Here is a 25,474-nt window from a genome sequence, read left to right as displayed (position 1 = left end):
GAACCGGCGCTGCTTTCGGTCATTGCCCAACTGGAGCAGGACCACATGAAGGGCGAGTCGCAGGTGCGCGATTTGCAACACCGCCTGCTGGCCTGGGAATGGCTAGGCGACAGCCGACAGGCCGATTTTGTCGAGGCCTGCGAGCGTTACGTCGGGTTCTATCTGGAGCATATGCGGCTGGAGGAGCAAGAGATCTTGCCCGCGGCTCAACGCGTGCTCGACGAAGCCGACTGGCAGGCGCTGGACGAGGCGTTCGAGGCCAACCGCGACCCGTTGACGGGCCGTTATGCACCCGATCCGGCCTATGAGCGGCTGTTTCGCCGCATTCTGGAAGTGGCCCCGGCGCCCATCGGCCTCGGGGCGTGATGTCACAAGCCCAAGGCGGCCAGCCAGTCGTCGAAGGCGTTGAGCAGCCGCGCCGCCTGTGCGGGGGTGGTGGCCGGTGAGCACAGCATCATGCCGTGAAAAGGCGTCAGCAGCACACCGCGGTTGAGCAAAAACAAGTGCAGGCTCGCTTCGAGCGCCGGCTGGGCGTGTTGGCGCACCTCATCGGCGTTGCGTGGTGTCTGGGGCATGAACTGCAGTTCGAGCCGGGCCCCTAGCCGTGTCACCGTCCAGGGCAGGCCATGGGCGCGCAAGCGCTGGGTCAAGCCCGCTTCCAGCGCATCGGCGATATGGTTCATGCTGGCGTAACTGGATGGTGTGTGCAGATGTTGCACAGCGGCATCCAGCGCGGCCATGGCCAAGGCGTTGGCGGTGAGTGTGGTGCCAATGCCACTGTGTCCCTCGGGCGCGGCCTGTTTGACCGCTTGCATGCGGGCGGCCAGATCGGCGGTCACGCCGTACAGTGCGCAGGGCACGCCCCCGGCCACGGCCTTGCCGGCCACCCAGGCATCCGGTGCCAAGCCATACGTCCGTGCATAGCCGCCGACACCGCTGGATAGGGTGTGGGTTTCGTCCAGGATCAGCAAGGTGCCATGGCGGCGGCACAGCGCCTGCGCCGCCGACCAGAAGCCGGCTGCGGGCGGCACCAGGCCAAAGTTGGTCAGCGCGGGCTCGGCCAATAGGGCAGCCACCTGTCCATCGGCCAGGGCGCGTTCCAGCGCGGTCAAATCGTTGAAGGGGATGACGCGGGTGAAATGGGGGTGGTCGTGTACCGCACCGAGCACCGAGGGTCGGCGCACCGTGCCGCCGGTCACGGGGTCGCGGTCCACCAGCGTTTCGTCCACCGCGCCGTGGTAGCAGCCGTCGAACACCAACAACTGTGGCCGCCCCGTGACCGCCCGTGCCCAGCGCAGCATAAAGCGGTTGGCGTCGCTGGCGCTCAGAGCAAATTGCCAGAATGGCAAACCAAAGCATCGCGCAAGCCGTTCACCCACGTCTGCTGTCGCTTCGGTGGGCAGCATGCAGGTCAGCCCGTTGGCTGCCTGCTCGGCCAGGGCGCGCGCCACCGGGGCCGGGGAGTGGCCGAACATCGCCCCGGTGTCGCCCAGACAAAAATCTGCATAGCCATGACCGTCGGCGCATGTGAGTTCCGCCCCTTGGGCGTTGCGCACGAACAGCGTCACCGGGTTGGGCCAGTCGCGCATCCAATGCAGCGGCACGCCAAACAAAAAGTGTGCTGCGCTGCGCTCGGCCAACAGGCGCGAGCTGGGGTGTTCGGCCAGAAAGCGTTTGCGCTCGGCGGCTTGCAGTGCGGCCAGACGGTCGGCGGATACGGCGGTGGAGGAGGAGGGCATTCGGGTGTCGCGCATGGTGTGACAGGATAAAAACGCCCGCGTCACAATGCAGGGCCATGTCTTGCCTCGAACAGGGATCCGCTGGCCCGGTGCCACGGCGCCGGGGGTGGGTGCTCACGCTGTGGCTGTCGCTGGGGGCGGCGGTGTCCCTGGGCATCACCCGTTTTGCCTATGGGCTGCTGCTGCCGCCGATGCGCGCGGACCTGGGCTGGAGCTATCTGCTTGCCGGCGCCATGAATATGGCCAATGCGGTGGGCTATTTGGTCGGGGCACTCACCGTGCCGGTGCTGATGCGCCGATACAGTCCGGCTGCCGTGCTGCTGGGCGGTACGATGCTGGCGGCTCTCTTCATGGCGGCAGGGGGTTTTCTAAGGGTCGGGTGACGGACCTGGCGGCTTGGGAGCGGGGATGGTGGTTTTCGTCGGCGGCGTTGTGGCTGGGGGCGATATTTGCCCGGCGCCGGCGCACCTTATAAAAAAGCGGGCTTTGCACGCAAAGCCCGTCCCAAGAAGCGTTTTGGAGAGATTGGGCGGCTTCATGCCGCCTCGGCTTGGAAACCCGAGATCAGAAGTCGTGGCGCACGCCAAAGGCCACCAAGCGCTCGTCTTTGGTCTTGGTGCCGACGTTGTTCTTGACCGTCACGTCGCGATAACCGGCGTACAGGCGTGTGCGCTTAGAAAGGCTGTACGTCGCACCCAGTCCAAAGCCGTTGGCCTTGCCGTTCTTCGCGCCTTTCGCCGAATCTTTGGTCTTGCTGTAGGCATAGCCAGCCGAGAAGGCCCACGCTCCGAACGGCACCGTCACGCCCAGCGAGTACTCTTCATCGTCCCCGTTGGTGGCATTGCCGTTGCGTTGGTTGTACGAACCCGACACGGAGAAGCTGCCAAAGTCGTACATGGCCGCCAGCACGGTGTACTTGTCAGCTTTGTCTTTTTCGTTTTGGTGGCCTAGGGCGACTTCGAATTCCTTTTGCTTGTAGCCGGCTTTGATCGCATACTTGTCTTGCGATACGCCGGCTTTTTCGTCCAGCGAAAAGTCGATACCCGCGTAGAAGCCACCCATGTTGGGGCTGTAGTAGCTGATCTTGTTGTCAAAGCGCGAGGCGTAGTCGCCGCCCGACTTGAACACACCGTTGCTCGAAGCGGTGAAAGCCGAGTCGAACACATTGCGGCTCTGACCCAGGGCGCGCACATCGTCGTACACCGTGGTGCTGCGGCCGAGTTTGACTTCACCAAAGCCGCCCATCAGCGACAGGCTGGACTCGCCCTTGAAGTATGGATCTTGGGTAGTACCGGTGTCGGCGTTGAAGCGGTTTTCCAACTTGAAGGCTGCCTTCAGGCCACCGCCCAAATCCTCGGTGCCGCGCAGGCCCCAGCGCGAGGTGGTCAGACCCCCATCGCCACCCTGGAACATCTGGGTGGTGGAGGTGTTGTTAACCTTGTCCTTGAGGTTGCCCACCGACAGGTCCACGCGACCGTAGAGCGTCACATTGGATTGGGCCAGGGCGGCTCCAGTGGCCATCAGGGCCGCCAAGGCAATCAGGGATTTCTTCATCTTCGGATTTCCTAAGGTTGAACCAGAAAGCAGCAACCTCCCAGGAGAGGCCGCGACCGGGGATAGATGGCTCGGGAGGCCGAACCACACCATCTATATTAGCAACGAAGGATGACGACAGCGTGAAGTCAATTCGGGATGATGCGGTTGTTGTGACTTTGCAACACTGTCCCGGCCGGGCCCGCGCAGTGACGCCAGAAGGCTTCAGCGACAGCCGGGCAGCGGATAGCGGCCCGGGAAGACCTCGCGGTAGGTGCGGCCCGTTTCACCGTCGAACGGCAGTTCACCCCGGCAGCGAGCGGCTTCGAGTTCGGCTTTCACTTCGTCACGGGAGCGGCCTTCGGAGTTGGCAGCGTTGCGGGTGGCGCGCACCACCTGTGCCCCATCTGGCGCGACCATGTCGATGGCTGAAAATTCACCGGATGCGACGGGGAAGCTGGCGGCCGAAGCGGCGGCGGTGGCAGCCAGCAGCGACGTGGCGATCAGGGTACGCACAGCAAAGCGGTTCATGGTGGTTCCTTTCGTTTGGATAGAGGAGAACTTGATGGAGAGGGCCATCGATGCAGCCCGTAGAGCAGACTGTACTAATGAAGTAATCGAAAATAAACAACGCTTTTAGCAATCTGTCGTTGCTTTTTAAGAAACAATCATCGACAATCTTGGCCATGGATCGCCTACAGTGCCTTCGTGTTTTTCAAGCGGTGGTCGATGCCGGCGGTTTTGCCGCCGCGGCGCGCACCCTGGATCTGTCGGCAGCCAGTGTGACGCGCATGGTGGCCGACCTGGAGGCGCAGCTGGGCGTGCGGCTGCTGCAACGAACGACGCGGCGCGTGGCGCTGACCGACGAGGGAGCGGCCTATCTAGAGCGGGTGCGGCGCATCCTGGCCGATTTGGATGAAGCCGACGCCCTGGTGAGTCAGCGCAGCCAGACGGTGTCGGGTGTGCTGCGTGTGTTGGCCACGCCGGTATTGGCCAGCGTGCTGGTGGCCCCGATCGTGCCACGGCTGACGGCGCGCCATGCGGCTTTGCGTGTCGAGGTGGATGTCGAAAGCTACGCCGTGCCTTCGGTGGAAGAACACGACGTGGCGCTGTTTGCCGTGGAAGGCAACATCGACACGGGTCTGATTGCACGCCGCATCGCCAGCGGGGTCAGCGCACTGGTGGCCGCCCCGGCTTATCTGCAACGCAGCGCAACACCGAGCCGACCAGAGGATTTGCGGTATCACCAATGTTTGCGCTATCGCCCAGCAGGGCAGCCCACCCAGGCCTGGACGCTCTGGCGGCAGGACCAACCGGACGCCGTCAGCCGGGTGGTGGTTGAACCTGTTGCTTGCAGCAACCATGTCGAAGCACTGCTGCGCATGGCGCTGGACGGGGGCGGGATTCTTGCCGTATCGCTGGACCTGGTGGCGCAGCGGCTGGCCAGCGGTGAGCTGGTGCGCGTGCTCGATGGCTGGGTCACGGCGCAGTGGTCCTTGTACGCCGCCTTGCCCAGTCGGCGCCATTTGCCCGCCCGAACGCAGGCTTTTCTGGATGAGCTCGCCCTCCAGTCAGCCGCGCTGCTGCAGCAGGATCGGTAGCGGCATTCCTGCCCCGATGCGGGATTTCTAGCGGAGGGTGCCAAATGACCTGGCTGTTGGCCGGTTCAAAGAAAAGTCTTCAAAGAAATGTCATGCGCGCGCGCGACCATCGCCGCCGTCCGAATCGCAGATCCGCCGCTTTTCTAACCGAGTCCTTTCCATGAGTACATTCGCAGTCGGTCGCTCCCTTGCGCGCAGGTCAGCCGGTGTCCTGTCCGGATGGATGGTTGCACTGTTGGCATCGGCAGCCACTCCCAGCCACACGGGCTACTTCGAGCGCATCGCCATCTTCGAGACGTTTCGAAATGGGTCCGAGCAGGGGGTCGCGCGATCCTCAGCCGAGATCGTTGCCGCCAGCGATGACGGGCGCTGGCTGATCTACACCGATTCCCCCCGTCGCGCGGTGGGTGTCGTGGACTTGCGCGATCCTGCGCGCCCGCGCCCCGCTGGCATCATCGAAATGCCCGGTGAGCCCACCTCGGTGGCCGTTCACGGCCGTCATGCTTGGGTGGTGGTGGATCAGACGGTTGAGCATCATCAGCCGCAAGGCTTGTTGCTGGTGGTCGATTGGCGTGCCCGCAAGGTGGTCGATCGCTGCAACCTGTACGGACAGCCGGACGCCATTGCTTGGGATCCGAAGCGGCGTCACGCAGTGATCGTGATCGAAAATGAACGTGACGAAAAAATCGACAAAGGGGCGCTGCCACAATACCCACCCGGTAACCTGACCATCGTGCCGGTCCGTCCCGGGGGATTGCCGGACTGCACCCGCATGCATCCCGTTGGACTGACAGGCTTGGCGGATGTCGCCCCCAGCGATCCCGAGCCTGAATTCGTTCATGTCAATCGCCAAGGGCTCGCGGTGGTGAGCCTGCAAGAGAACAACCACCTGGCCCTGGTGGATGTGCGGCGCCGCGCCGTCGTTCAGCACTTCAGCGCGGGAGTCGCCGATGTGCAAGCGGTCGATGGCAAGACCGATGGTCAAATCAGCCTCGCCGATACGCTTAGCCGCATCCCGCGCGAGCCTGACGCCGTGGTGTGGTTGGACGACAACCGCTTTGTGACGGCCAACGAGGGGGATTGGCGCGGTGGTTCGCGCGGGGTCACCATGTTCGACCGCCAAGGTCGCATTCTGTGGGACAGCGGCGCGGTGCTGGATCACATGGCGGTGCGTTTGGGACACTACCCCGAGAAGCGCTCGCGTGCCAAGGGGGTAGAGCCCGAGGGCTTGGCCGTTGGAACCTTTGGCAAACAGCGATTGTTTTTCGTGGGCTTGGAGCGCGCGGGCTTGGTGGCTGTCTGGCGCGACGAAGGACCGCGGCGCGATCCAACCTTTGTGCAAATGCTACCCACGCTGCAGGGCCCAGAGGGTTTGTTGGCGCTGCCTCAGCGGGGACTGCTGGTGGTCGCCAGCGAAGTCGACAAGGGACACCGGGCCGGATTGTCCATTTATCGCTGGGTGCCGACAACGGCGAACGTCGTCCCCCGCTACCCCATGATCGTGTCGAGCGATGACGAGCGTGGGCTGCCCATCGGCTGGGGAGCGTTATCGGGTCTGACGGCTGATCCGACCCAGCCGGCGCGCCTGTGGGCCGTGTCGGACAGTTTCTTTTCTCACACCCATCTGTACGAAATCGACGCGACACGACATCCGGCACGCATCATCCGCCGCCTGACCGTCACGCGCGACGGCCAAGCGGTGGGTTATGACGCAGAGGGCATCGCCCGCCGGGCACAGGGCGGTTTCTGGATGGCATCCGAAGGCAATCCCGATGCCAAAGACACCCCGAGGCCCAACTTGCTGGTGCGCTTGGACGACGAGGGCCGCGTCATGCAAGAGGTGCCGCTGCCCGAGGTCTGGCAACGTCAGGCGACACGGTTTGGCTTGGAGGGTGTGGCGGTGACCGGCCGCGGTGATGACGAACGGGTCTGGGCCATCGTGCAGCGTGAGTGGAAGGACGACCCCCCTGGCCATGTGAAACTGCTGCAATATCACCCAGCCACTGGCCGCTGGGGGGCGTGGAGGGTGCCACTGAGCCAGCCACGCCGACAGGGTGCATGGGTAGGCATGTCAGAGATCGTCGCCGAGGATGAGCAGACCTTTGTGCTCATCGAGCGCGACAACCAGTACGGGCCGGATGCCCTCAAACAGCTGGTGCGGGTATCCGTGCGCGGGGTCGCGCCGGCCGAGCCGGGGGCAGCGTCGATGCCGGTGCTGGCCAAGACAGTGGTGCGAGAAGTAACGCACGAGCTGGCGCGGCTCGGTGGCGGGATGGTGCCTGACAAACTCGAGGGGCTGGCACGAGATATATCCGGTCATTGGTATGCCGTGACCGACAACGATGGCGTCGATGGAAGCAACGGCGAGACTTTGCTGTTGCGCTGGCCAAGCCTTGACGCTGCCCCACGCTGAAGCGATCGCTGGGGCCGGTGGTCCTCGGCCCATCGCCGACAGTGGCCCCGAGCTGCCATAAGCTTGTCTTGTACGGTGGAGGCCGTTTCGTCTCAACGCCGTGCGAGTGTTTATGCCGACCCGATTGCTGCAAGCCGATGCCCTGCTCGGGCGCGAAAACTACTACGAATACACCACACAGCGCCCGCCCGCCTTGCCACCGCTACAGGGCAATGTGCGCGCGGATGTGGTGGTCGTGGGTGCCGGCTTGGCCGGCTTGAGCGTTGCACTCGAATTGGCCGAGCGCGGTCGCCGTGTGGTGGTGTTGGAGGCTGGCCGCATCGGAGCCAGCGCCAGTGGCCGCAACGGCGGCCAGGCGATCGTCGGATATGCCAGCGGAATGGGGCCGTTGGAGCGTCAGCTCGGCCGTGCGCTGGCGCGTCAGGCGTGGCTGTGGTCGTTGGAGGGTGTAAACCTCATCGAGCAACGCATCCAGCGCTACGGCATCGATTGCGACTGGCGGCGCGGCTATGTGTACGTGGCCGATCGACCGCGCAAGGCGCGTCAGTTGCGTGCAGAGATGGACCAGTTGGCGCGCGACTACGACTTCTCCACCGAGTGGGCCGAAGGCGCAGCATTGCGTGCCTGGGTGGACAGTCCGCGTTATGTCGCTGCGGCGCACGAGCGCGTGTCTGGCCATCTGCACCCGCTTAAATACACCGTGGGGTTGGCGCAGGCGGCCATCCAATCTGGGGCTGTGCTGTATGAAAACAGTGCCGTGCGTCAGCTGCAGCACGCATCGTCTGGCGTGAGCGCCGTCACGGATCGGGGCGAGGTGCGGGCAGACATTGCCGTGGTGGCGGGCAACTGCCTATTGCCGGAATGGGGCCCTGGCGTGCTGCCCTCGATCCATGCTCGCGTGATGCCGGTGGGCACCTACATCGTCGCTACCGAACCGCTGCCGCCACACCGCGCCGCTGCGCTGATCCCGAGTGGCGCGGCGGTGAGCGACAACAACGTCGTGTTGGACTATTTCCGCCTCAGCGCCGACCATCGGCTGCTGTTCGGCGGCCGCGTCAGCTACACGACGAAGACGCCGATGCGGCTGCGCGAGACGATGCGGCGACGCATGCAAGCGGTCTTTCCTCAGCTGCAGGACGTGCGGCTGACGCATTTGTGGGGCGGATTCGTCGATATCACGATGGACCGCGCCCCAGACTTCGGTCGCGTGGGCAACCGCATCTATTACCTGCAGGGCTTTAGCGGCCATGGACTCGCGCTCACCGGCCTGGCCGGCCGCGTGGTGGCCGAGGCGGTGTGCGCGCAAACCGAGCGCTGGGATGTGTATGCCCGGCTGCGGCACTGGTCTTTCCCTGGTGGGCGGTGGCTGCGCACGCCGCTGCTGGCGCTGGGCATGGCGTGGCACCGCTTGAAAGATTGGGTTTGATTTGGGTGGCCACAAAGGCCAGAAGGCTTTTTGTCATATTCCTGACACGCGCCCTACGAATGATCCGCGTGGTCGATCTTGCGCTGCCCCGGATCCGGAATCGGTATGGACACGCAAGCTTGATTTTCAATGATATCTCTCAGGAGCGTCGTATATGCGTCGTGTATTTCTGCACACCCTGGTGGCCGCGGCTGCCTTGCTGACATTTGGCGCACAAGCCATGGACCCACGTTTCAAAGACAGCAATGGTGACCTGGTGGCCGATGCACCCACCGACCCAAAGGAGTGGGTAGATCCGTCAGTGCTCGTGTTTGCTTATACCCCGGTGGAAGATCCGTCGGTCTATGCGAAGGTGTGGGATGGTTTCATCCAGCATCTGTCGAAAGTCACGGGCAAGCGGGTGCAATTCTTCCCGGTGCAGAGCAATGCTGCGCAGATTGAGGCGATGCGAGCGGGCCGCCTGCATGTCGCGGGCTTCAACACGGGATCGACCCCGTTGGCGGTGAACTGTGCTGGCTTTGTGCCATTCGCGATGATGGCCAGCAAGGACGATGCCTACGGCTACGAGATGGAAATCATCACCTATCCTGGCAGCGGGATCGAAAAAATCGAGGATATCCGCGGCAAAAAGATGGCTTTTACATCCGAAACCTCGAACTCGGGATTCAAGGCGCCCTCTGCATTACTGCGCGACCAGTTCAAAATGGAAGCGGGTAAAGATTATACACCCGTTTTTAGTGGCAAGCATGATAATTCAATTTTGGGGGTCGCCAACAAAGACTATCCCGCTGCGGCCATCGCCAATTCGGTGAAAAAGCGCATGGAAGCGCGTGGCGTCGTGAAGCCAGACGCCACCAAGGTCATCTACAAGTCACAAACCTTCCCGACCACTGCTTACGGTTATGTGTATAACCTGAAGCCAGAGCTGGCCACCAAGGTGAAGGAAGCGTTTTTCTCGTTTCCCTGGGAAGGTTCAGAATTGGCCAAAGAATTCAATAAATCCGAGCCGCCCCAGGAAAAATTCATCCCCATTTCTTATAAGGAGGCCTGGCAAGTGGTTCGAGAGATCGACCGTGCCATGAATGTCAGCTATGCATGCAAATAATGTGCGTGCCGAGGATTCCTCGGCCTTGTTGCAGCTGCGCGACTTGACCAAGCGTTATCCGACGGGTGATCTGGCCCTGAATAACATAAACCTGTCTGTGCATGCGGGTGAGGTGTTGGGCCTGATCGGCCCCTCGGGGGCAGGCAAATCCACGCTGATCCGCTGTGTCAACCGGCTGGTTGAGCCCACCAGCGGATCCGTGTTGTTCGCCGGCACCGACATGCGGTCATTGGGAAGAGGTCGTTTGCGTGCGGAGCGTCGACGCATTGGGATGATTTTCCAAGAATACGCATTGGTCGAGCGGCTGACCGTGATGGAAAATCTGCTCAGCGGCCGACTGGGCCATGTGGGTTTTTGGAGCAGTTGGTTTCGTCGTTTCCCATCGCAAGACATCGCCCGCGCATACGAGTTGCTGGACCGCGTGGGACTGTCTGGGATGGAAAACAAGCGTGCCGATGCGCTGTCTGGCGGGCAGCGTCAGCGTGTCGGCATCGCCCGAGCCCTGATGCAAGATCCGCAGTTGCTTTTGGTGGACGAGCCCACGGCCAGTCTCGATCCGAAAACATCCCGGCAAATCATGCGTTTGATCATGGATTTGTGTCGCGAGCGCGGGCTGGCGGCGATCGTCAATATCCATGACGTCGTGTTGGCAACGGAGTTTTTGCCTCGCATCGTGGGTTTGCGGGCTGGCCAAATCGTTTTCGATGGGCCGGCGGCCCATGTCGATCAAGACACGTTGACACGTATCTACGGAGATGAGGACTGGAGCGCGATCACCAAGCGCTTGCAGCCAGGGCGCGTCGAGCGAGAGCATGCCACGGACTTCGAAGCCGAGGTGGAGGCAGCATGACGGCGCATGTTCAGCCATGGCCCAGCGTTTGGAAGAAGCCGCCCTTGATAGAGGATGCCCGCTGGCGTTGGTTTTTATGGTTGTCTGCTGCCGTTTACCTGATAGTCGGGGTGGCGTCGCTGCAGATCGATTGGATGCGTGTCATCGAGGGTCTGGAGCGAGGCGGACGTTTCATTGCGGCATTTCTGCAACCGGACTTTACCTCGCGCTGGGACGACATCCGTCGGGGATTTGTCGAGAGTTTGACCATGACGGTCACCTCCACGGCGCTGGGCGTGGCACTGTCGGTCCCGGTGGCGATCGGGGCGGCGCGCAATCTGGCGCCCACCTGGATATACCTGTTTTGCCGCGGTTTCATCGCCGTGTCGCGCACGCTAAACGAAATCATCGTGGCTATCTTTCTGGTAGCGATGTTTGGGTTCGGGCCGTTTGCGGGCTTTTTGACGCTGACTTTCGCCACCATCGGTTTCATCGCCAAACTGTTGGCGGAAGATATCGAGGAGATCGACGCAGACCAGATCGATGCATTGCGTTCTGCCGGGTCCAGCTTCGTTCAGATGTTGGATTTCGGGGTCTTGTCACAGGTGCTGCCCCGCCTCGTGGGTTTGTCACTGTATCGTTTGGACATCAACTTTCGCGAATCGGCGGTCATCGGCATCGTCGGCGCTGGCGGGGTCGGCGACACCTTGAACACCGCCATGGACCGGTATGAATACAGCTCTGCGGCGGCGATTATCCTCGTCATCATTGCAATCGTGATGGTGGCAGAGTATACATCCAGCTACTTGCGCAAACACATACAATGAATAAACTTTCCAATACCGCGGTCTGGCGCAAGCGCACGCCGGCTTACGAATTGGCTATTTTTGGTCTGTGGGTGTTAACCCTGGCGTTCATCTCTTGGTGTTTTCAGGTGATGACGTCGAACACCATCTGGGCGTTTGTCGCGGATGCTCCGCGCCAAGCGGCCGACATTTCCAGTCGCATGCTCCCGCCAGATTGGTCTTTTACCCAGGAATTGCTGTGGCCGCTGTGGGAGACCATCAACATGGCCACCCTGGGCACGCTTTTGGGTGTCGTCATCGCCACCCCGGTGGCCTTTCTGGCGGCGCGCAACACGACACCCAGCGCGCAGCTCATCCGGCCTTTGGCGCTGCTGGTCATCGTCTCGTCACGGTCGATCAATTCCCTGATCTGGGCCTTGCTCTTGGTGGCTATCCTGGGGCCTGGCCCGCTGGCCGGTGTGTTCGCGATCGCATTGCGCTCGATTGGCTTCATTGGCAAGTTGTTGTACGAAGCCATCGAAGAAATCGATCCCAAACCCGTGGAGGCGATCGAGGCCGCTGGCGCCACCGGGGTTCAGGTAATGGCCTGGGGTATCGTGCCACAGGTGGCGCCCACGTTGGCGGGCGTGACCGTGTTTCGCTGGGACATCAATATCCGGGAATCCACGGTCTTGGGTTTGGTCGGTGCTGGTGGTATCGGTGTCAAATTGGAGTCGGCGCTGTCGGTGCTGGCCTGGCCCAAGGTCACGATGCTGTTGCTGGTGATTCTACTGACCGTGGTGGTGAGCGAATGGGTGACAGCGCAAGTCCGTCAGCGGCTGATTTGAACAAGTTGTTCTGCCCATCGCAAACGGCCGCAGGCGGCACGGCGGCCCGCGCCGAGCCGGTCCCGCAGGACGCCTGGTCGGTGTTGATGGCCTACCATAGCCAGCAGCATTGCTGGCCCACGCCTGTGTCGGGGCGACAAGCGCGGACCCCGCGCGCTGTGTCGGATCTGGGCGCGATACTGGGTGAGGCCGAGGCCATTCTGACCGATGCCTTCGGTGTGCTGAATGTGGGCGAAAGTGCTCTGCCAGGAGCGCCCGAAGCACTGCAGGCCGTGCGTCAGCGCGGCTGCGCGCTACGGGTGGTCAGCAATGCGGCGAGCCAGCCGAAAGCAGCCCTCGTCGCCCGCTACCGGGCCATGGGTTTTGATTTGACGGCCGCGGAGTTCATCACCAGCCGGGATGTGACCTTGCAGGCCCTGGCCGAGGCCCCCGCGCATTGGCGTTGGGTGATCATTGCGCCCGGCCAGGCGGATCTGTCCGACCTGCCCATCGCCCATGGGCGCCGTTGGGATGGCGCGTTGCATGACGGCGATGACGCGGTGCTGTTTCTGGCTGCATGGGGTTGGCAGGCCAGTGACCAGGAGGCCCTGGAAGCCGGCTTGCGCGCCAGCCCCAGACCCGTGTGGGTGGCCAACCCGGACCTGATTTCGCCCTGGGGCGATGCATGGCGGCCCGAGCCCGGCGGTTGGTGCACTGGGCTGCAAGAGCGCACGGGCGCGACGGTCCTGCGCTTTGGTAAGCCCTTGGGTTCGATTTTCGAGCTGGCTTTGGCGTCCTTGCCCGGCGCCGTGGAGCGTGCGCGGGTATGGATGTTGGGCGATACGCTGCACACCGATATCCTGGGGGCACAAGCGGTGGGTTTGCGCACGGCGTGGATCACGGGTGCGGGGGCGAGCACGGGGTTGGACGTGGCGCGCGCGGTGGCCTGCACGGGCATCGTCCCTGATGTGGTCATGCCCTTCATTGGCCCGGTGGCCGTGTGCTGAGTCGCCGGGTGTCGAGGGCGTCGCGCACCCTCTGCACGATACGGCGCGCGCTTGGCTCGATCAATGCCGGCTGGGCGTAGCCGTAGCCAATCAGCAGGCCGCGCAGGTCGCGCCGCTGCAGGCAGTAGGCCGATAGCGGCCGCACCGAGATGCCCTCGGCCGCCAGGGCCTGCGCCACGGCGTGATCATCCACCGACAGCGGCAGCCGCAGGCACAGGTGCAACCCTTGGGCCGCTCCGGTAATGTGCACGCCCTCGACATCCAGCAGCGGGGCCAGCGCGTGCAGCAACTGCGCGCGCCGGCCGGCGTAGGTCTGGCGCGTGCGCCGCAGGGCGGCGGCAAAATGGCCCATTTCGATGAACTCCGCCAGCGCCGCTTGCAGCGGCAGTTGCCCGGGACGGTACAAATCGTAGTGAGCTTGGCGAAACGCCTCCACCCAGCCGCGCGGGGCCACCAGATAGCCCAGCTTCAGCCCTGGATACAGCACCTTGGAAAAGGTGCCCAAGTAGCACACCCGGCCGTCGTCGTCCAAGCCGGCGAGTGATGCGATCGGCGCGCCGTCGAAGCGAAACTCGCTGTCGTAGTCGTCCTCCAGCACCCAGGCATCGGCGCGCGCGGCCTGGGCCAGCAAGGCACGCCGGCGCACCAGCGACATCACCACACCCGTCGGGTACTGGTGCGAGGGGGTGACATAGATCAGCCGCGGTGTGGCTTCGCCCGTTGCCGGGGGTTGCAGCCCCTCTGCGTCCACCGGGATGGGCTGCAGCTGAAGTCCGCACGCGGTAAACGCCTTGATGGCGCCCCAGTAGGCTGGGTCTTCGATCCACACCACATCGCCGGCATCGGCCAGCAGCCGTGCACACAATTCCAACGACTGTTGCGTGCCGGTGGTGATGAGCACCTGCTCTGGATCCAGCCGCACGCTGCGCGAAACGCGCAAGTAGTCCGCCACCGCGCGCCGCAGCGGGCCGTATCCGCCGGAGGTGGTGTAGTCCAGCATTTCGGGCCGCGCGCTGCGCCAGTGCCGGTTTTGTAGCCGCTGCCACAGTGCGACCGGAAAGGCACTGAAATCCGCCGCTCCCGGTGTGAACGGCTGGATCTCCAGTTCCCGCGCGCCGTGGTGCTCGGCCAGCACCCGCCCGCGCGCCGACAGGCCCGGCAGCCGCGCGGGGTCGCCGACCCCCCCGCGCCGGGCGGCACCGAAGGTTTGCGGCAGTTGCTCGTGTACATAGGTGCCGCTGCCCACGCGGCTGACCAGATAGCCTTCGGCGCTGAGCTGCTCCAGTGCCGCCACCACGGTGTTGCGCGACAGCCGCAAATCTTGTGCCAGATCCCGGCTGGAGGGCAGGCGGTCCCCTGCGGACAGCCGCCCGTCCAGCATGGCGCGGCGCAGCGCCTCGTACAGTCGCCGGTTCAGCGGCAGGCCCCCGCTGGGCCCAGCCGGTCCGTCGGGACGGGCCATTTCCGTCAGCAAGAAATCGGCCAGCAGGGTAGAGGATTGGATCATACCAAAGTCTCCTGGCAGCGGCGGGGTTCTCCATCAATTGGCCCCATGCCATGGGGTCAAATGGCACCCATTGTGCACCCAATCGACCGCCAGAATGAGTTCGAACATGTGCGCCAACCTGCCCTCCCCTCTCGTGTGGATGCCGGCGGACCACCGCTTGCTCGGTGATCACGGCCGCGCCATGCCATATTTGTTGCTGGGCGACAAATACGCCCGCGCGGTCAAGGTGGGGGCGCAGGCGCAACCGGTGTTGTTTCCGCTCGCCGATGCCGCCGATGTCCCGGCGCTGCTGTCCGCCGTGGACGGGGTCGTCCTGACCGGCTCGCCGTCCAATGTGCATCCGCGCCACTTCGGCGAGGCCGTGGCCGATCCGGCGCTGCCGTTGGACGAAGCGCGTGACGAGGTGACTTTGGCCGTGGTGCGCCACGCGCTGGCTGGGGGCATCCCGCTGCTGGGCATCTGTCGCGGTTTTCAAGAGATCAACGTCGCCCTGGGCGGCAGTCTGCATCAGGCGGTCCATGCCCTGCCTGGTCATTTGGACCACCGCGAGCCCAGGGCCGCCCCGCTTGACGAACAGTACGGCCCGCGCCACGAGGTGACCCTGCAGCCCGGCAGCCTGCTGCACCGGCTGGCGGGTGGCGCAGCGACGGTGCGCGTCAATTCCCTGCACGGGCAGGGCATCCGCCGTTTGGCGCCGGGCTTGCGCGCCGTGGCCCATGCCCCGGATGGGCTGATCGAAGCGGTCGAATTTGACCAGGCGCAAGCCTTTGCGCTGGCCGTCCAGTGGCACCCCGAGTGGCGCTGTTGGGACGACCCGCTGTCCAGCGCCATCTTTCGCGCCTTTGGCGCGGCGCTGCGCCAGCGCCGCGCGCGCCGCGCGTCCGACGCGCGCGCCTTTGCGGCCACCCCCGAACTCCCCTAGGCTGTTTCCCGGGCCCCGTCTCTGGTGTGCAGTCACGTCGCGAGCCAGAATCACGGGGCAGTCCCCGCGGGCGTCGCAGGATGTGGCGCCAACTCTCGGGCAACGGAGCAACCCATGAGCAGTTCCAAACACCTCAAATCCTTCAACGATCTCGAACAGTGGCTCAACGAGCGGCGCGTCACCGAAGTCGAGTGCCTGGTCCCCGACCTGACCGGCGTGGCGCGGGGCAAGATCCTGCCGCGCGAAAAATTCACCGAGGACCGTGGCATGCGTCTGCCCCAGGCCATCGTGGCCATGAGCGTGACGGGCGAGCAGCCCAAGAGCGGGCCGTATTACGACGTCATTGAGCCCACCGACCGCGATATGCAGCTGCGCCCGGATCCGACCACGGCGCGTATCGTGCCGTGGGCCAGTGATCCGACCGCGCAAGTGATCCACGACTGCTTCGACCACAGCGGCAAGCTCATCCCCTACGCGCCGCGCAGCGTGCTGCGCCACGTCTGCGGTCTGTACGAGGCCATGGGCCTGGAGCCGGTCGTCGCACCCGAGTTGGAGTTCTACCTCACCGCACGCAACACCGACCCCAACACCCTCTTGCACCCACCCATTGGCCGCAGCGGACGCGCCGAAACCTCACGTCAGGCGTACTCCATCGATGCCGTCAACGAGTTCGATCCCCTGTTCGAGGAGATCTACGACTACTGCGACAAGATGGAGCTCAATGTCGACACGCTGATTCACGAGGTTGGCGCCGGGCAGATGGAGATCAATTTCTTCCACTCCCACCCGCTGGCGCTGGCCGACGAGGTGTTTCTGTTCAAGCGCACCGTGCGCGAGGCCGCCTTGCGCCACGACATGTACGCCACTTTCATGGCCAAGCCGATCGCCGGCGAGCCGGGCAGTGCGATGCACATCCACCAAAGCATCGTCGACAAGGCCACCGGCCGCAACCTCTTCAGCAACGAAGACGGCTCGCCGTCCGAGGCCTTCGGCCACTACATCGGTGGCCTGCAACGCTATATCCCGGCCGCGATGGCGCTGGTGGCCCCGTATGTCAACAGCTACCGGCGGCTGGCGCGCCACACCGCCGCGCCCATCAACATCGAGTGGGGCCACGACAACCGCACCGTGGGTATCCGCTCGCCAATCGCGCCGCCGCAAGCGCGTCGTGTCGAAAACCGCGTCATCGGCGCCGATGCCAACCCCTATGTCGCCATGGCCATGACGCTGGCCTGTGGCTATCTTGGCCTGGTCAACAAGATCAAGCCCAAGCCCGAAATGCGCGGCGACGCCTACCTGTCGGCCTATGCGCTGCCGCGCAGCCTGGGCGAGGCGCTGGACTGGCTGCGCCGCGAGCCCGACTTGCACCATGTGCTGGGCGAGGAGTTCATCACCATCTACACCGAGATCAAGGAACTCGAGTTCGAGGAGTTCATGAAAGTGATCTCGCCCTGGGAGCGTGAGCACCTGCTGCTGCACGTCTGACCCGCCCACCCGTCCGTCCCAAGGAGTCCGCTCATGAATGCCCCCGCTGACAGCCTGCCCCTGCCCAGCGCGCACACCCGAGCGCTGCAGGTGCTCGACAGTGCGCACTTTTGGCATCCCTTCACCGATCATCAGGCACTGGCGGCCAAGGGGGCGCGCATCATCACGCGGGCCGAGGGCATCTACATTTGGGACTCGGAGGGCCACCGCATCCTTGATGGCATGAGCGGCCTGTGGTGCGTCAACGCCGGCTATGGCCGGCGGACGCTGGCCGAAGCCGCTTATCGACAGATGCTGGCGTTACCCTTCTACAACGCCTTTTTCCAGACCACCACCGAGCCGGCGGTGCGGCTGGCGGCGCGGTTGACCGAGCTGGCTCCGCCAGTGGATGGTCGGCGCTTTTCTCATGTCTTCTTCACCAGCAGCGGCTCGGAAGCCAACGACACCAATGTGCGCCTGGTGCGACGCTACTGGGATTTGATGGGCCAGCCCCAGCGCAAGGTCATCATCAGCCGCTGGAACGCCTATCACGGCTCCACCGTCGCCGCGGCGTCCCTCGGTGGCATGGCGGGCATGCATGAGCAAGGCGATCTGCCCATCCCCGGCATCGTCCATATCCAGCAGCCCTACTACTGGGATCTGCGCGAGCCGGGCGAGACGCCGGCCGAGTTTGGCGTGCGCGCCGCGCGCTGGCTGGAGGAAAAAATTCTGGAGGTCGGCCCGGACAAGGTCGCGGCTTTCATTGCCGAGCCGGTGCAAGGCGCCGGCGGCGTCATCATCCCGCCTGAGACCTATTGGCCCGAAATCCAGCGCATCGTCGATCGCTACGGCATATTGCTCATCAGCGACGAGGTGATCTGTGCTTTTGGCCGGTTGGGCCACTGGTTTGCCTATGAGCGCTTTGGTACCCGGCCCGATCTGGTGACGTTTGCTAAAGCCGTAACCAGTGGCTATATCCCGTTGGGGGGCGTGCTGGTCAACGAACGCATCGCCCGCGTGCTGCACAGCGGCGGCGAATTTACCCACGGCTATACCTACAGCGGCCACCCGGTGGCTTGCGCGGTGGCGCTGGCCAACTTGGACCTCATGGCGGCCGAAGCGCTGCCTCAGCGGGTGCGCGAGGACACTGGCCCCTATCTGGCGCAGCGCTTTGCCGAGCTGACCGACCATCCGCTGGTGGGCGTGGCGGAGACCTGCGGCCTGGTGGCGGGCCTCATTTTGGTGCGGGACAAGGCCACGTTGGCGCGCTTTCCCGAGGAATGGGCCGTGGGCATGACCTGCCGCGGCCACTGCTTCGACAGCGGCGTGGTCATGCGCGCCGTCGGCGACCGCATGATCATCGCGCCGCCATTGGTCATGACGCGCGCCGACATCGATGAGATGATCCGCCTCATCCGCACGGCCCTGGACGCCACATGGGCCGATTTGCAACGGCAGGGCAAAACCTGATTGGGGGTGTCCTAGAATCCCAGTCGAGCATCCAGCGGTGTGGTGGGTCAAGTCCGCGCCGGCCTGTTTGTTGCTTGGTAATCGTTGACCGTTTACCCTTTCAAAACTCTCGACTGGAGTGTGGACATGAAGAAGCGCTTGTTGGCCCTCGCCCTGGCCGCCGCGGTCGTTGCTGGCTGCGGAAAGAAGGAGGAACCCGTCGCCCAGCCTGCCCCGGCTCCGGCGCCTGTCGTCGCCCAGGCCCCGGCAGGCCCGCAGCTCGACGACGAGAAGGTGCTCAACATCTACAACTGGCCCGACTACATCCCCGAGGGCATGCTGGAGGCGTTCGAGAAAGAAACGGGCATCAAGGTCAACTACGATACCTTCGAGACCAATGAGTCGCTGCACGCCAAGCTGGTGGCGGGCAACACCGGCTACGACATCGTCGTGCCAGGCAGCGTGTTCGCCAAGCCGCAGATCGAGGCCGGCCTGTTCCAGCCGCTGGACAAAGCCAAAATCCCCAACTACGGCAATCTCGATGCGGGCGTCATGAAGGTGTTGGACAAGGTGGATCCGGGCAACCAGTATCTCGTGCCCTGGGCTTGGAGTTTCACCACCGTCGGCATCAACAAGACCAAGCTCGCCAAAGCGCTGGGCGACATGCCCATGCCCGACAATGCCTGGGACCTGGTGTTCGACCCCAAATACACCGCCAAGGTCAAGAGCTGCGGGATCGCTTACCTGGATTCGCCGACCGAGATCATCCCGGTGGCACTGCACTACATCGGCAAGGACGCCTACTCCAACGACCCGGCCGACTACAAGGCGGCGGTGGACATGCTGCTGAAGGTGCGCAAAGACATCCGCATCTTCAGCTCGACGATGATTGACGATGTCGCCAGCGGCAAGGCGTGCGCAGTCATCGGCTGGGCCGGCGATATCAACATCGCTGCCAGCCGCGCCGCCGAGACCGGGTCGAAGGACGAAATCGTCGCGCTCTTGCCCTCCACGGGTGCGCTGGCGTTTTTCGACACCATGGCAGTCCTCAAAGATGCCAAGCACCCGAACAATGCGCACGCGTTCATCAACTTTTTCCTCAAGCCGGAAAACGCCGCCGCGATGGCCAACGAGATGGGCTACAACGCTGGCAACACCCAGGGCAAAGATCAAATCAAGCCCGAGGTGGTGAACAACCCGTCCATCTTCCCGCCGGCCGACTATATGCCCAAGCTGATCCAGCCGAGCAGCTACACCAACGAGGCGCGCGAGGCGATGGCCTCTGCCTACAACGCGTTCAAGCGCGGCAAGTGATGCCTGGCGGTGTTCTGCCGCACCGCCGGTGAGCCTGGGCTGCACGTGCCACAGCGCACGAGCAGCCCTGTTTTCTTTGTCCGTCGGCCACGGCCGACCTGCAGGAGTGTGATCCGTCATGGCTGAAGCACCCCGTGCTCCGGGCGAGCAAGAGAACTATCTGGTCACCGAAAAGCTTGTCAAACGCTTTGACGAGGCGGTGGCGGTCGACGAGGTGTCGCTGTCGGTGCGCAAAGGCGAGATCTTTGCGCTGCTGGGCAGCTCGGGGTGCGGCAAGTCCACCCTGCTGCGCATGCTGGCGGGCTTCGAGACGCCGACCTCGGGCCGTATCCTGCTCGGTGGGCAAGACGTGGCGGGCTTGCCGCCGTACGAGCGGCCGGTCAACATGATGTTCCAGAGTTATGCGCTGTTTCCGCATCTGGACATATGGGAGAACATCGCCTTTGGCCTCAAGCGCGAAGGTCTGCCCAAAGCCGAGATCGCTCAGCGCGTGGACGACATGTTGGCGCTGGTGCAGCTCACGCCCTATGCGCGGCGCAAGCCGCACCAGCTCTCCGGCGGGCAGCAGCAGCGCGTGGCGCTGGCGCGCAGCCTGGCCAAGCGGCCCAAGTTGCTGCTGCTGGACGAGCCGCTGGGGGCTCTGGACAAAAAGCTGCGCGAGCAGACGCAGTTCGAGCTGGTCAACATCATCGAACAGGTGGGCGTGACCTGCGTGATGGTGACGCACGACCAGGAGGAGGCCATGACCATGGCCAGCCGCATCGCTGTCATGAGCAAGGGCCGCGTGCTGCAAGTCGGCACCCCGCAAGAGATGTACGAATACCCCGCCAACCGCTTCGTGGCGGACTTCATCGGCAGTGTCAATCTGTTTGACGGCATCCTCAGTGTCGATGAGCCAGACCACTGCGCGATCGACGCCCCGATCGGCCGCATCCACGTCGGCTACGGCACCACCGGCACGGTGGGCATGCCGATCAGCGTGGCGGTGCGGCCAGAAAAAATCGACATCGCCAAGCAGCGCCCCGACGGCGTCGCTTGCAATCTGTTCCAAGGCCGCGTCAAGGAAATTGCCTACTTCGGCTCCTACAACGCGTATATCGTCGTCACGCCACAGGGGCACAAAGTGCGCATCACCGAGGCCAACACCTCGCGCCACGACCTGTCGGACATCACCTGGGACGACGAAGTCTGGTTTTGGTGGAGCGACACCGCTGGTGTCGTGCTGCGCGACTGAGGGCGCCCGTCCCGGAGAACCGCCATGGCCCGAAACCCCGCCTCGTCGCTGCTGTCCGTGCCGGGACGCCGCTTCGTCATCGCCGTGCCGTTTGGCTGGCTGACGGTGTTCTTCTTCCTGCCCTTCCTGATCCTGCTGTACATCAGCTTCGTGGACATGGGCACGGGAATCGACCCCTTCCAGCCCCTGTGGGATGCCACGGCCGGCGTGCTGCGCCTCAAATACGAGAACTACTGGACCATCTTCAAGGCTGAGTGGGACGGCCCGCTGTTCCGGACCCTCTATGTCGAGGCCTATGTCCGCTCGCTGCTGTACGCGGCCATCACCGCCACCTTGTGTCTGGTCATCGGTTATCCCTTTGCCTATTTCATCGCGCGCAGCCCGGCCTCGGTGCGCCCTGCCCTGTTGCTGATGGTGATGCTGCCGTTTTGGACCTCGTTTCTGCTGCGCGTCTATGCGTGGAAAGGGATTTTGGCCGATGCCGGCATCCTCAACCGCCTGCTGATGGCGCTGGGCATCATCGACGAGCCGCTGCACCTGCTCTACACCAATGTCTCGATGCTGGTGGGCATGACCTATGTGTATCTGCCTTTCATGGTGCTGCCGCTGTATGCCAACCTGGTCAAGCTCGATTGGCGGCTGCTGGAGGCGGCCTACGACCTGGGTGCCACGCCTTGGCGCGCCTTCTGGCTGGTGACGGTGCCGCTGTCCAAGGCCGGCATCATTGCCGGCTTCATGCTGGTGTTCATCCCGTCGGTGGGCGAATTCGTCATCCCATCGCTGCTGGGCGGCCCGGAAAACCTGATGATCGGCCGCGTGGTGTGGGACGAGATGTTCGCCGCCAACAACTGGCCGCGCGCCGCGGCACTGGCCGTGGTGATGATCGGCTTGATCGTCGTGCCATTGGCCATCTACTACCGTTACAGCGGCGAGCGCGCCGCCGTGCAGCATTGAGCCCGGAGGCTTCGATATGGGCCCTTTCATCACGCGCCACTTCGGCAAGGGCTGGCTGCTGCTGGTCTATGCCTTCTTGTACGCGCCGCTGCTGTTTATGATCGTGTTCTCGTTCAACAGCACACGGCAGGACGCGGTGTTCACCGGTTTTTCGCTGCGCTGGTACCAGGCGCTGCTGGACGACAGCAAGATCGTCAACGGCTTTTTCGTCTCGCTCAAAGTCGCGCTGACCACTGGCGTGCTGTCGGCGGTGTTGGGCACGTTCGCCGCCTTCGTGCTGGTGCGCTACCGGCGCTTCTGGGGGCGCACCGTGTTCTCGGGCATGGTCAACGCGCCGCTGGTGATGCCGGAGGTCATCATCGGCCTGTCGCTGCTGTTGCTGATGGTGGGGGCGCAGAACATCTTCGGCTGGCCGCAGCGCGGCATGCTGACCATCATCCTGGGCCACACACTGATGGGCATGGCCTACGCGATGGTGGTGGTGCAATCACGCCTGCTGGAGATGGACCGCCGCATCGAGGAGGCGGCGATGGACCTGGGCGCGCGGCCGCATCAGGTGTTCTTCCTCGTCACGCTGCCCAACATCGCGCAGGCGGTGCTGGCGGCCTTCCTGCTGTCGTTCACACTGTCGTTCGACGACGTGGTGATCTCCGAATTTCTCTCCGGCCCCGGTGTCAACACGCTGCCGCAGGTGATCTTTGGCTATGCGCGCCGCGGTATCAACCCGACGATCTACGCCGCCGCCACCATCCTGATCGTCGTCGTCACCACCGTCATCGTCGGATACGCCGTCTGGGTGGCGCGCGCCACGCGTCGGCGCGAGCGCGAAATGGCCGCGGCCCTCAAGGGGTGAAGCGCCGCGCGCCAGGCGCGGCGGCGCGCGCGCCGCTACGCTGGCGTGCCATGAACGATCCCCGACCCGCCCCAGCGCTGCTGGTCACCGCCTGTCCCGCCCCGCTCGAGGGGGGCGCACCACCGCTGCGGGCGGACTTCGCCACCGCGCTGCCGGAGCTGACCGTTCCTTGGACGGCGCGGCGCTGGCCGGCTCCGGCGCTGCTGACGCTGGACGAGCCGCTGGCGCTGGCGCTGGGCTGGTCGCCGGCGTGGCTGCGCGGCCCGGATGGCCTGGCGCTCCTGGCCGGGCAGGCCCTGCCGCCCGGGACGCGGCCGGTCGCCCAGATCTACGCCGGGCACCAGTTCGGCGGCTGGGTGCCGCGGCTGGGCGATGGACGCGCCCTGCTGCTCGGCGAGGCCGAGCTGGCCGGCCCGGACGGCGTGCGCACGGTGGACGTGGCGCTCAAGGGCAGCGGCGCCACGCCTTTGGCGCGCGGCGGGGATGGGCTGGCCGCGCTGGGGCCGATGCTGCGCGAGGCGCTGATCAGCGCTGCGATGCACGCACTGGGCATCCCGACCACACGGGCACTGGCGGTGCTGGCCACCGGACAGACCGTCTGGCGCGACGGCGAGCCGCTGCCGGGTGCATTGCTGGTGCGTGTGGCGGCCAGCCACCTGCGCGTGGGCACCTTCCAGTGGGTGGCGGCGCAGGGCGACCCGGCGCTTTTGCGCCGTCTGCTGGCGTTTGCGCTGCGGCGGCACGACCCGGAGCTGGCGGCGGCGCTACCCGCTGTGCCCGACGGTGCCGCGCCCGTGGTGCCGAGTGAAGCGGCTCTGGCATGGTTGCGCGCGGTGGTCACGCGGCAGGCGCACCTGGTGGCGCAGTGGATGGCGGTCGGCTTCATCCACGGTGTGATGAACACCGACAACATGGCCATTGGCGGCGAGACGATCGACTACGGCCCGTGCGCGTTCATGGAAGGATTCGACCCCGCTACCGTATACAGCTCGATCGATCACGGCGGACGCTACGCATGGGGCAACCAGCCGCGCATCGCCGCATGGAACCTGGCGCGGCTGGCCGAGACGGTGCTGCCGCTGCTGCACGCGGATGAGGAGCAGGCGGTTGCGCTGGCCAGCGAGGCGGTGCGCGCCTTCTCGTCCGTGCACCGGCGCGCCTGGCGGGCGGTGATGCGTGCCAAGCTCGGGCTGACCCCGCCCGGGGCGCCTTGCGCCGCTGGCCCGTGGGCGTGGCTGGCCGACGAGGGGCCAGACGACGCCTGGGCGGCCGACGACGATGCGCTCATCGGCGACTGGCTGGTGCAGCTGGCGGCGCAGCAGGCGGACTGGACGCTGGTGCACCGCCGTCTGGCAGATGTGGCCGCCACCACGGACGAGGGCGAGTCGGCGGTGCAGTCAGCGGCGCGCGCGGCCCTGACACCGCTGCTACGCGAGCCCACGGCGCTGGACGGGTGGCTGGCGCGCTGGGCTGCGCGGCTGATGCGAGGCGGCGGGTCGGCGCCGCAGCGCGCCGCCGCACTGCGGTGCGCCAATCCGGCTGTGATCGCGCGCAACCTGCGCGTGGAAGAGGCGTTGGCCGCCGCGCAGCAAGGCGACCTGGCACCGTGGCGCGCGCTGCATGCGGCGCTGCAGCGCCCATTCGATGAGCCGGCCGACGAGCGCCTGACCGAGCCGGCCCCGCGTGAATGGGCGCGGCGCTATGTGACCTTTTGTGGGACCTGAGGGCATACGCCAGCCGTGCCTCGCCTTCGCCAGCCTGCACTGGCCCCCCAAGCTTGCGGGCCAATGGACGCACCAAAGACCGGGACATGGAGCTAACATGGGCGGCGAACACAGGGGCGTGTGGGGTGCGCGCCTGCCACCGAGACGCCCCAAGGAGATTCGTTACCATGAGCCTTGCCGATATCGATAAACAGCCCACGTTCGACGGCCGCGCTTTCATCGATGGGCGTCGTGTCGAAGCGGCCGATGGCCGCACTTTTGACTGCCGCTCTCCTGTGGACGGACGTATGCTCGCGGCCGTAGCGCGCGGCGGGCCTGCCGACATCGATGCCGCGGTGGCCGCTGCGCGCGCCGCATTCGAGGACCGCCGCTGGGTCGGCAAGCCCCCGGCGGCGCGCAAGCGTGTGCTCATCCGCTTCGCCGAGCTGATCCTGGCCCATGGCGATGAGTTGGCGCTGACCGAGACGCTGGACATGGGCAAACCCGTGCGTTACGCCAAGGGTGTGGATGTCAACAGCGCTGCCAACTGCATCCGCTGGTACGGCGAGGCAATCGACAAAGTCTACGACGAGGTCGCCCCCACGGCAGACACGGCGCTGGCGCTCATCACGCGCGAGCCGGTCGGCGTCGTCGGGGTGATCGTGCCATGGAACTACCCGATGCTCATGGCTGCTTGGAAGATCGCCCCGGCCCTCGCAGCGGGCAATTCCGTCGTGCTCAAGCCCAGCGAAAAATCGCCGCTGACCGCGCTGCGGTTGGCGGAGTTGGCGCTGGAAGCGGGCATCCCG

The 25,474-nt window shown here is 64.8% G+C and carries 22 protein-coding genes and 1 pseudogene; 19 read left to right on the top strand and 4 right to left on the bottom strand.

Going from position 1 to position 25,474, the window contains the following annotated elements; genetic code table 11:
- Positions 1-366: hemerythrin domain-containing protein (locus tag P3W97_RS06100; RefSeq protein WP_300844795.1), on the top strand; the 366-nt coding region annotated here is incomplete at its 5' end.
- 2 nt (positions 367-368) lie between these two features.
- Here P3W97_RS06100 and P3W97_RS06095 read toward each other — a convergent pair.
- On the bottom strand, positions 369-1,754 hold the full coding sequence (locus P3W97_RS06095) for an aspartate aminotransferase family protein (protein WP_300844793.1): 1,386 nt from the start codon (positions 1,752-1,754) through the stop codon (positions 369-371).
- 41 nt (positions 1,755-1,795) lie between these two features.
- Between P3W97_RS06095 and P3W97_RS06090 the strand changes: the two are divergent.
- Positions 1,796-2,095 (top strand): annotated as a pseudogene (locus P3W97_RS06090) (YbfB/YjiJ family MFS transporter); the annotation flags it as partial.
- A gap of 208 nt (positions 2,096-2,303) precedes the next feature.
- Here P3W97_RS06090 and P3W97_RS06085 read toward each other — a convergent pair.
- A complete protein-coding gene (locus P3W97_RS06085) occupies positions 2,304-3,293 on the bottom strand; it encodes a porin (RefSeq protein WP_300844791.1) in 990 nt (329 codons plus the stop codon).
- 204 nt (positions 3,294-3,497) lie between these two features.
- Complete coding sequence (locus P3W97_RS06080; RefSeq protein WP_300844788.1) at positions 3,498-3,851, bottom strand: DUF4148 domain-containing protein; 354 nt, start codon at positions 3,849-3,851, stop codon at positions 3,498-3,500.
- Between the two features lie 107 nt (positions 3,852-3,958).
- Here P3W97_RS06080 and P3W97_RS06075 point away from each other — a divergent pair, with 107 nt between their 5' ends.
- The 8 genes from P3W97_RS06075 to P3W97_RS06040 all read left to right on the top strand — a co-directional run bounded on the left by P3W97_RS06075 (position 3,959) and on the right by P3W97_RS06040 (position 13,265).
- A complete protein-coding gene (locus P3W97_RS06075; protein ID WP_300844786.1) occupies positions 3,959-4,873 on the top strand; it encodes a LysR family transcriptional regulator in 915 nt (304 codons plus the stop codon).
- A gap of 223 nt (positions 4,874-5,096) precedes the next feature.
- Positions 5,097-7,286: an esterase-like activity of phytase family protein gene (locus P3W97_RS06070; RefSeq protein WP_300844784.1), complete on the top strand. Its 2,190-nt coding sequence runs from the start codon at positions 5,097-5,099 to the stop codon at positions 7,284-7,286.
- 112 nt (positions 7,287-7,398) lie between these two features.
- A complete protein-coding gene (locus P3W97_RS06065; RefSeq protein ID WP_300844782.1) occupies positions 7,399-8,712 on the top strand; it encodes an FAD-binding oxidoreductase in 1,314 nt (437 codons plus the stop codon).
- A 154-nt stretch (positions 8,713-8,866) separates the two neighbouring features.
- On the top strand, positions 8,867-9,817 hold the full coding sequence (gene phnD / locus P3W97_RS06060) for a phosphate/phosphite/phosphonate ABC transporter substrate-binding protein (RefSeq protein WP_300844780.1): 951 nt from the start codon (positions 8,867-8,869) through the stop codon (positions 9,815-9,817).
- 25 nt (positions 9,818-9,842) lie between these two features.
- Positions 9,843-10,667: a phosphonate ABC transporter ATP-binding protein gene (gene phnC / locus P3W97_RS06055; RefSeq protein WP_300844797.1), complete on the top strand. Its 825-nt coding sequence runs from the start codon at positions 9,843-9,845 to the stop codon at positions 10,665-10,667.
- A complete protein-coding gene (gene phnE / locus P3W97_RS06050; RefSeq protein WP_300844778.1) occupies positions 10,664-11,473 on the top strand; it encodes a phosphonate ABC transporter, permease protein PhnE in 810 nt (269 codons plus the stop codon). Before phnC ends, phnE (P3W97_RS06050) begins: the two co-directional genes overlap by 4 nt.
- A complete protein-coding gene (phnE, locus tag P3W97_RS06045) occupies positions 11,470-12,279 on the top strand; it encodes a phosphonate ABC transporter, permease protein PhnE (protein ID WP_300844777.1) in 810 nt (269 codons plus the stop codon). Before phnE (P3W97_RS06050) ends, phnE (P3W97_RS06045) begins: the two co-directional genes overlap by 4 nt.
- Entirely contained in the window at positions 12,276-13,265 is a 990-nt protein-coding gene (locus tag P3W97_RS06040) for an HAD hydrolase-like protein (protein ID WP_300844775.1), read from the top strand. The genes phnE (P3W97_RS06045) and P3W97_RS06040 overlap by 4 nt, the downstream gene beginning before the upstream one ends.
- Here P3W97_RS06040 and P3W97_RS06035 read toward each other — a convergent pair.
- Complete coding sequence (locus tag P3W97_RS06035) at positions 13,240-14,772, bottom strand: PLP-dependent aminotransferase family protein (protein ID WP_300844773.1); 1,533 nt, start codon at positions 14,770-14,772, stop codon at positions 13,240-13,242. The two genes, P3W97_RS06040 and P3W97_RS06035, sit on opposite strands and share 26 nt — an antisense overlap.
- Positions 14,773-14,866: 94 nt before the next feature.
- Between P3W97_RS06035 and P3W97_RS06030 the strand changes: the two genes are divergently transcribed.
- The 9 genes from P3W97_RS06030 to P3W97_RS05990 all read left to right on the top strand — a co-directional run.
- Positions 14,867-15,694 (top strand): gamma-glutamyl-gamma-aminobutyrate hydrolase family protein, encoded by an 828-nt coding sequence (locus tag P3W97_RS06030; protein ID WP_300844771.1) that lies wholly within the window; start codon positions 14,867-14,869, stop codon positions 15,692-15,694.
- Positions 15,695-15,808: 114 nt separating this feature from the next.
- Positions 15,809-17,179 carry a glutamine synthetase family protein gene (locus tag P3W97_RS06025; protein ID WP_300844769.1) on the top strand — a complete coding sequence of 457 codons (1,371 nt, stop codon included), beginning with the start codon at positions 15,809-15,811 and terminating at the stop codon, positions 17,177-17,179.
- Positions 17,180-17,212: 33 nt separating this feature from the next.
- Positions 17,213-18,628, top strand: a complete 1,416-nt coding sequence (locus P3W97_RS06020; RefSeq protein ID WP_300844767.1) for an aspartate aminotransferase family protein — start codon at positions 17,213-17,215, stop codon at positions 18,626-18,628.
- A gap of 126 nt (positions 18,629-18,754) precedes the next feature.
- Positions 18,755-19,921: an extracellular solute-binding protein gene (locus P3W97_RS06015; protein ID WP_300844765.1), complete on the top strand. Its 1,167-nt coding sequence runs from the start codon at positions 18,755-18,757 to the stop codon at positions 19,919-19,921.
- Between the two features lie 118 nt (positions 19,922-20,039).
- Complete coding sequence (locus P3W97_RS06010) at positions 20,040-21,155, top strand: polyamine ABC transporter ATP-binding protein (RefSeq protein WP_300844763.1); 1,116 nt, start codon at positions 20,040-20,042, stop codon at positions 21,153-21,155.
- Positions 21,156-21,179: 24 nt separating this feature from the next.
- Positions 21,180-22,109 carry an ABC transporter permease gene (locus P3W97_RS06005; RefSeq protein WP_300844761.1) on the top strand — a complete coding sequence of 310 codons (930 nt, stop codon included), beginning with the start codon at positions 21,180-21,182 and terminating at the stop codon, positions 22,107-22,109.
- A 16-nt stretch (positions 22,110-22,125) separates the two neighbouring features.
- Positions 22,126-22,962, top strand: coding sequence for an ABC transporter permease (locus tag P3W97_RS06000; protein WP_300844759.1), 837 nt, complete (start codon positions 22,126-22,128; stop codon positions 22,960-22,962).
- Between the two features lie 50 nt (positions 22,963-23,012).
- Positions 23,013-24,686, top strand: coding sequence for a protein adenylyltransferase SelO family protein (locus P3W97_RS05995; protein WP_300844758.1), 1,674 nt, complete (start codon positions 23,013-23,015; stop codon positions 24,684-24,686).
- Positions 24,687-24,853: 167 nt separating this feature from the next.
- Positions 24,854-25,474: aldehyde dehydrogenase family protein (locus P3W97_RS05990; protein ID WP_300844756.1), on the top strand; the 621-nt coding region annotated here is incomplete at its 3' end.

The organism is Tepidimonas sp., assembly GCF_029335975.1.
Taxonomy (GTDB): Bacteria; Pseudomonadota; Gammaproteobacteria; order Burkholderiales; family Burkholderiaceae_C; genus Tepidimonas.
The sequence above is the reverse complement of the archived record's forward strand: the minus strand, read 5'-3'. Positions and strand labels throughout refer to the sequence as shown.

Excerpts from the sequence above, each read along its gene's own strand:
- P3W97_RS06095 (WP_300844793.1), bottom strand. The coding sequence starts at position 1,754 with ATGCGCGACACCCGAATGCCCTCCTCCTCCACCGCCGTATCCGCCGAC.
- P3W97_RS06085 (WP_300844791.1), bottom strand. The coding sequence starts at position 3,293 with ATGAAGAAATCCCTGATTGCCTTGGCGGCCCTGATGGCCACTGGAGCC.
- P3W97_RS06080 (WP_300844788.1), bottom strand. The coding sequence starts at position 3,851 with ATGGCCCTCTCCATCAAGTTCTCCTCTATCCAAACGAAAGGAACCACC.
- P3W97_RS06075 (WP_300844786.1), top strand. The coding sequence starts at position 3,959 with ATGGATCGCCTACAGTGCCTTCGTGTTTTTCAAGCGGTGGTCGATGCC.
- P3W97_RS06070 (WP_300844784.1), top strand. The coding sequence starts at position 5,097 with ATGGTTGCACTGTTGGCATCGGCAGCCACTCCCAGCCACACGGGCTAC.
- P3W97_RS06065 (WP_300844782.1), top strand. The coding sequence starts at position 7,399 with ATGCCGACCCGATTGCTGCAAGCCGATGCCCTGCTCGGGCGCGAAAAC.
- phnD (WP_300844780.1), top strand. The coding sequence starts at position 8,867 with ATGCGTCGTGTATTTCTGCACACCCTGGTGGCCGCGGCTGCCTTGCTG.
- phnE (WP_300844778.1), top strand. The coding sequence starts at position 10,664 with ATGACGGCGCATGTTCAGCCATGGCCCAGCGTTTGGAAGAAGCCGCCC.
- phnE (WP_300844777.1), top strand. The coding sequence starts at position 11,470 with ATGAATAAACTTTCCAATACCGCGGTCTGGCGCAAGCGCACGCCGGCT.
- P3W97_RS06035 (WP_300844773.1), bottom strand. The coding sequence starts at position 14,772 with ATGATCCAATCCTCTACCCTGCTGGCCGATTTCTTGCTGACGGAAATG.
- P3W97_RS06030 (WP_300844771.1), top strand. The coding sequence starts at position 14,867 with ATGAGTTCGAACATGTGCGCCAACCTGCCCTCCCCTCTCGTGTGGATG.
- P3W97_RS06025 (WP_300844769.1), top strand. The coding sequence starts at position 15,809 with ATGAGCAGTTCCAAACACCTCAAATCCTTCAACGATCTCGAACAGTGG.
- P3W97_RS06020 (WP_300844767.1), top strand. The coding sequence starts at position 17,213 with ATGAATGCCCCCGCTGACAGCCTGCCCCTGCCCAGCGCGCACACCCGA.
- P3W97_RS06015 (WP_300844765.1), top strand. The coding sequence starts at position 18,755 with ATGAAGAAGCGCTTGTTGGCCCTCGCCCTGGCCGCCGCGGTCGTTGCT.
- P3W97_RS06010 (WP_300844763.1), top strand. The coding sequence starts at position 20,040 with ATGGCTGAAGCACCCCGTGCTCCGGGCGAGCAAGAGAACTATCTGGTC.
- P3W97_RS06005 (WP_300844761.1), top strand. The coding sequence starts at position 21,180 with ATGGCCCGAAACCCCGCCTCGTCGCTGCTGTCCGTGCCGGGACGCCGC.
- P3W97_RS06000 (WP_300844759.1), top strand. The coding sequence starts at position 22,126 with ATGGGCCCTTTCATCACGCGCCACTTCGGCAAGGGCTGGCTGCTGCTG.
- P3W97_RS05995 (WP_300844758.1), top strand. The coding sequence starts at position 23,013 with ATGAACGATCCCCGACCCGCCCCAGCGCTGCTGGTCACCGCCTGTCCC.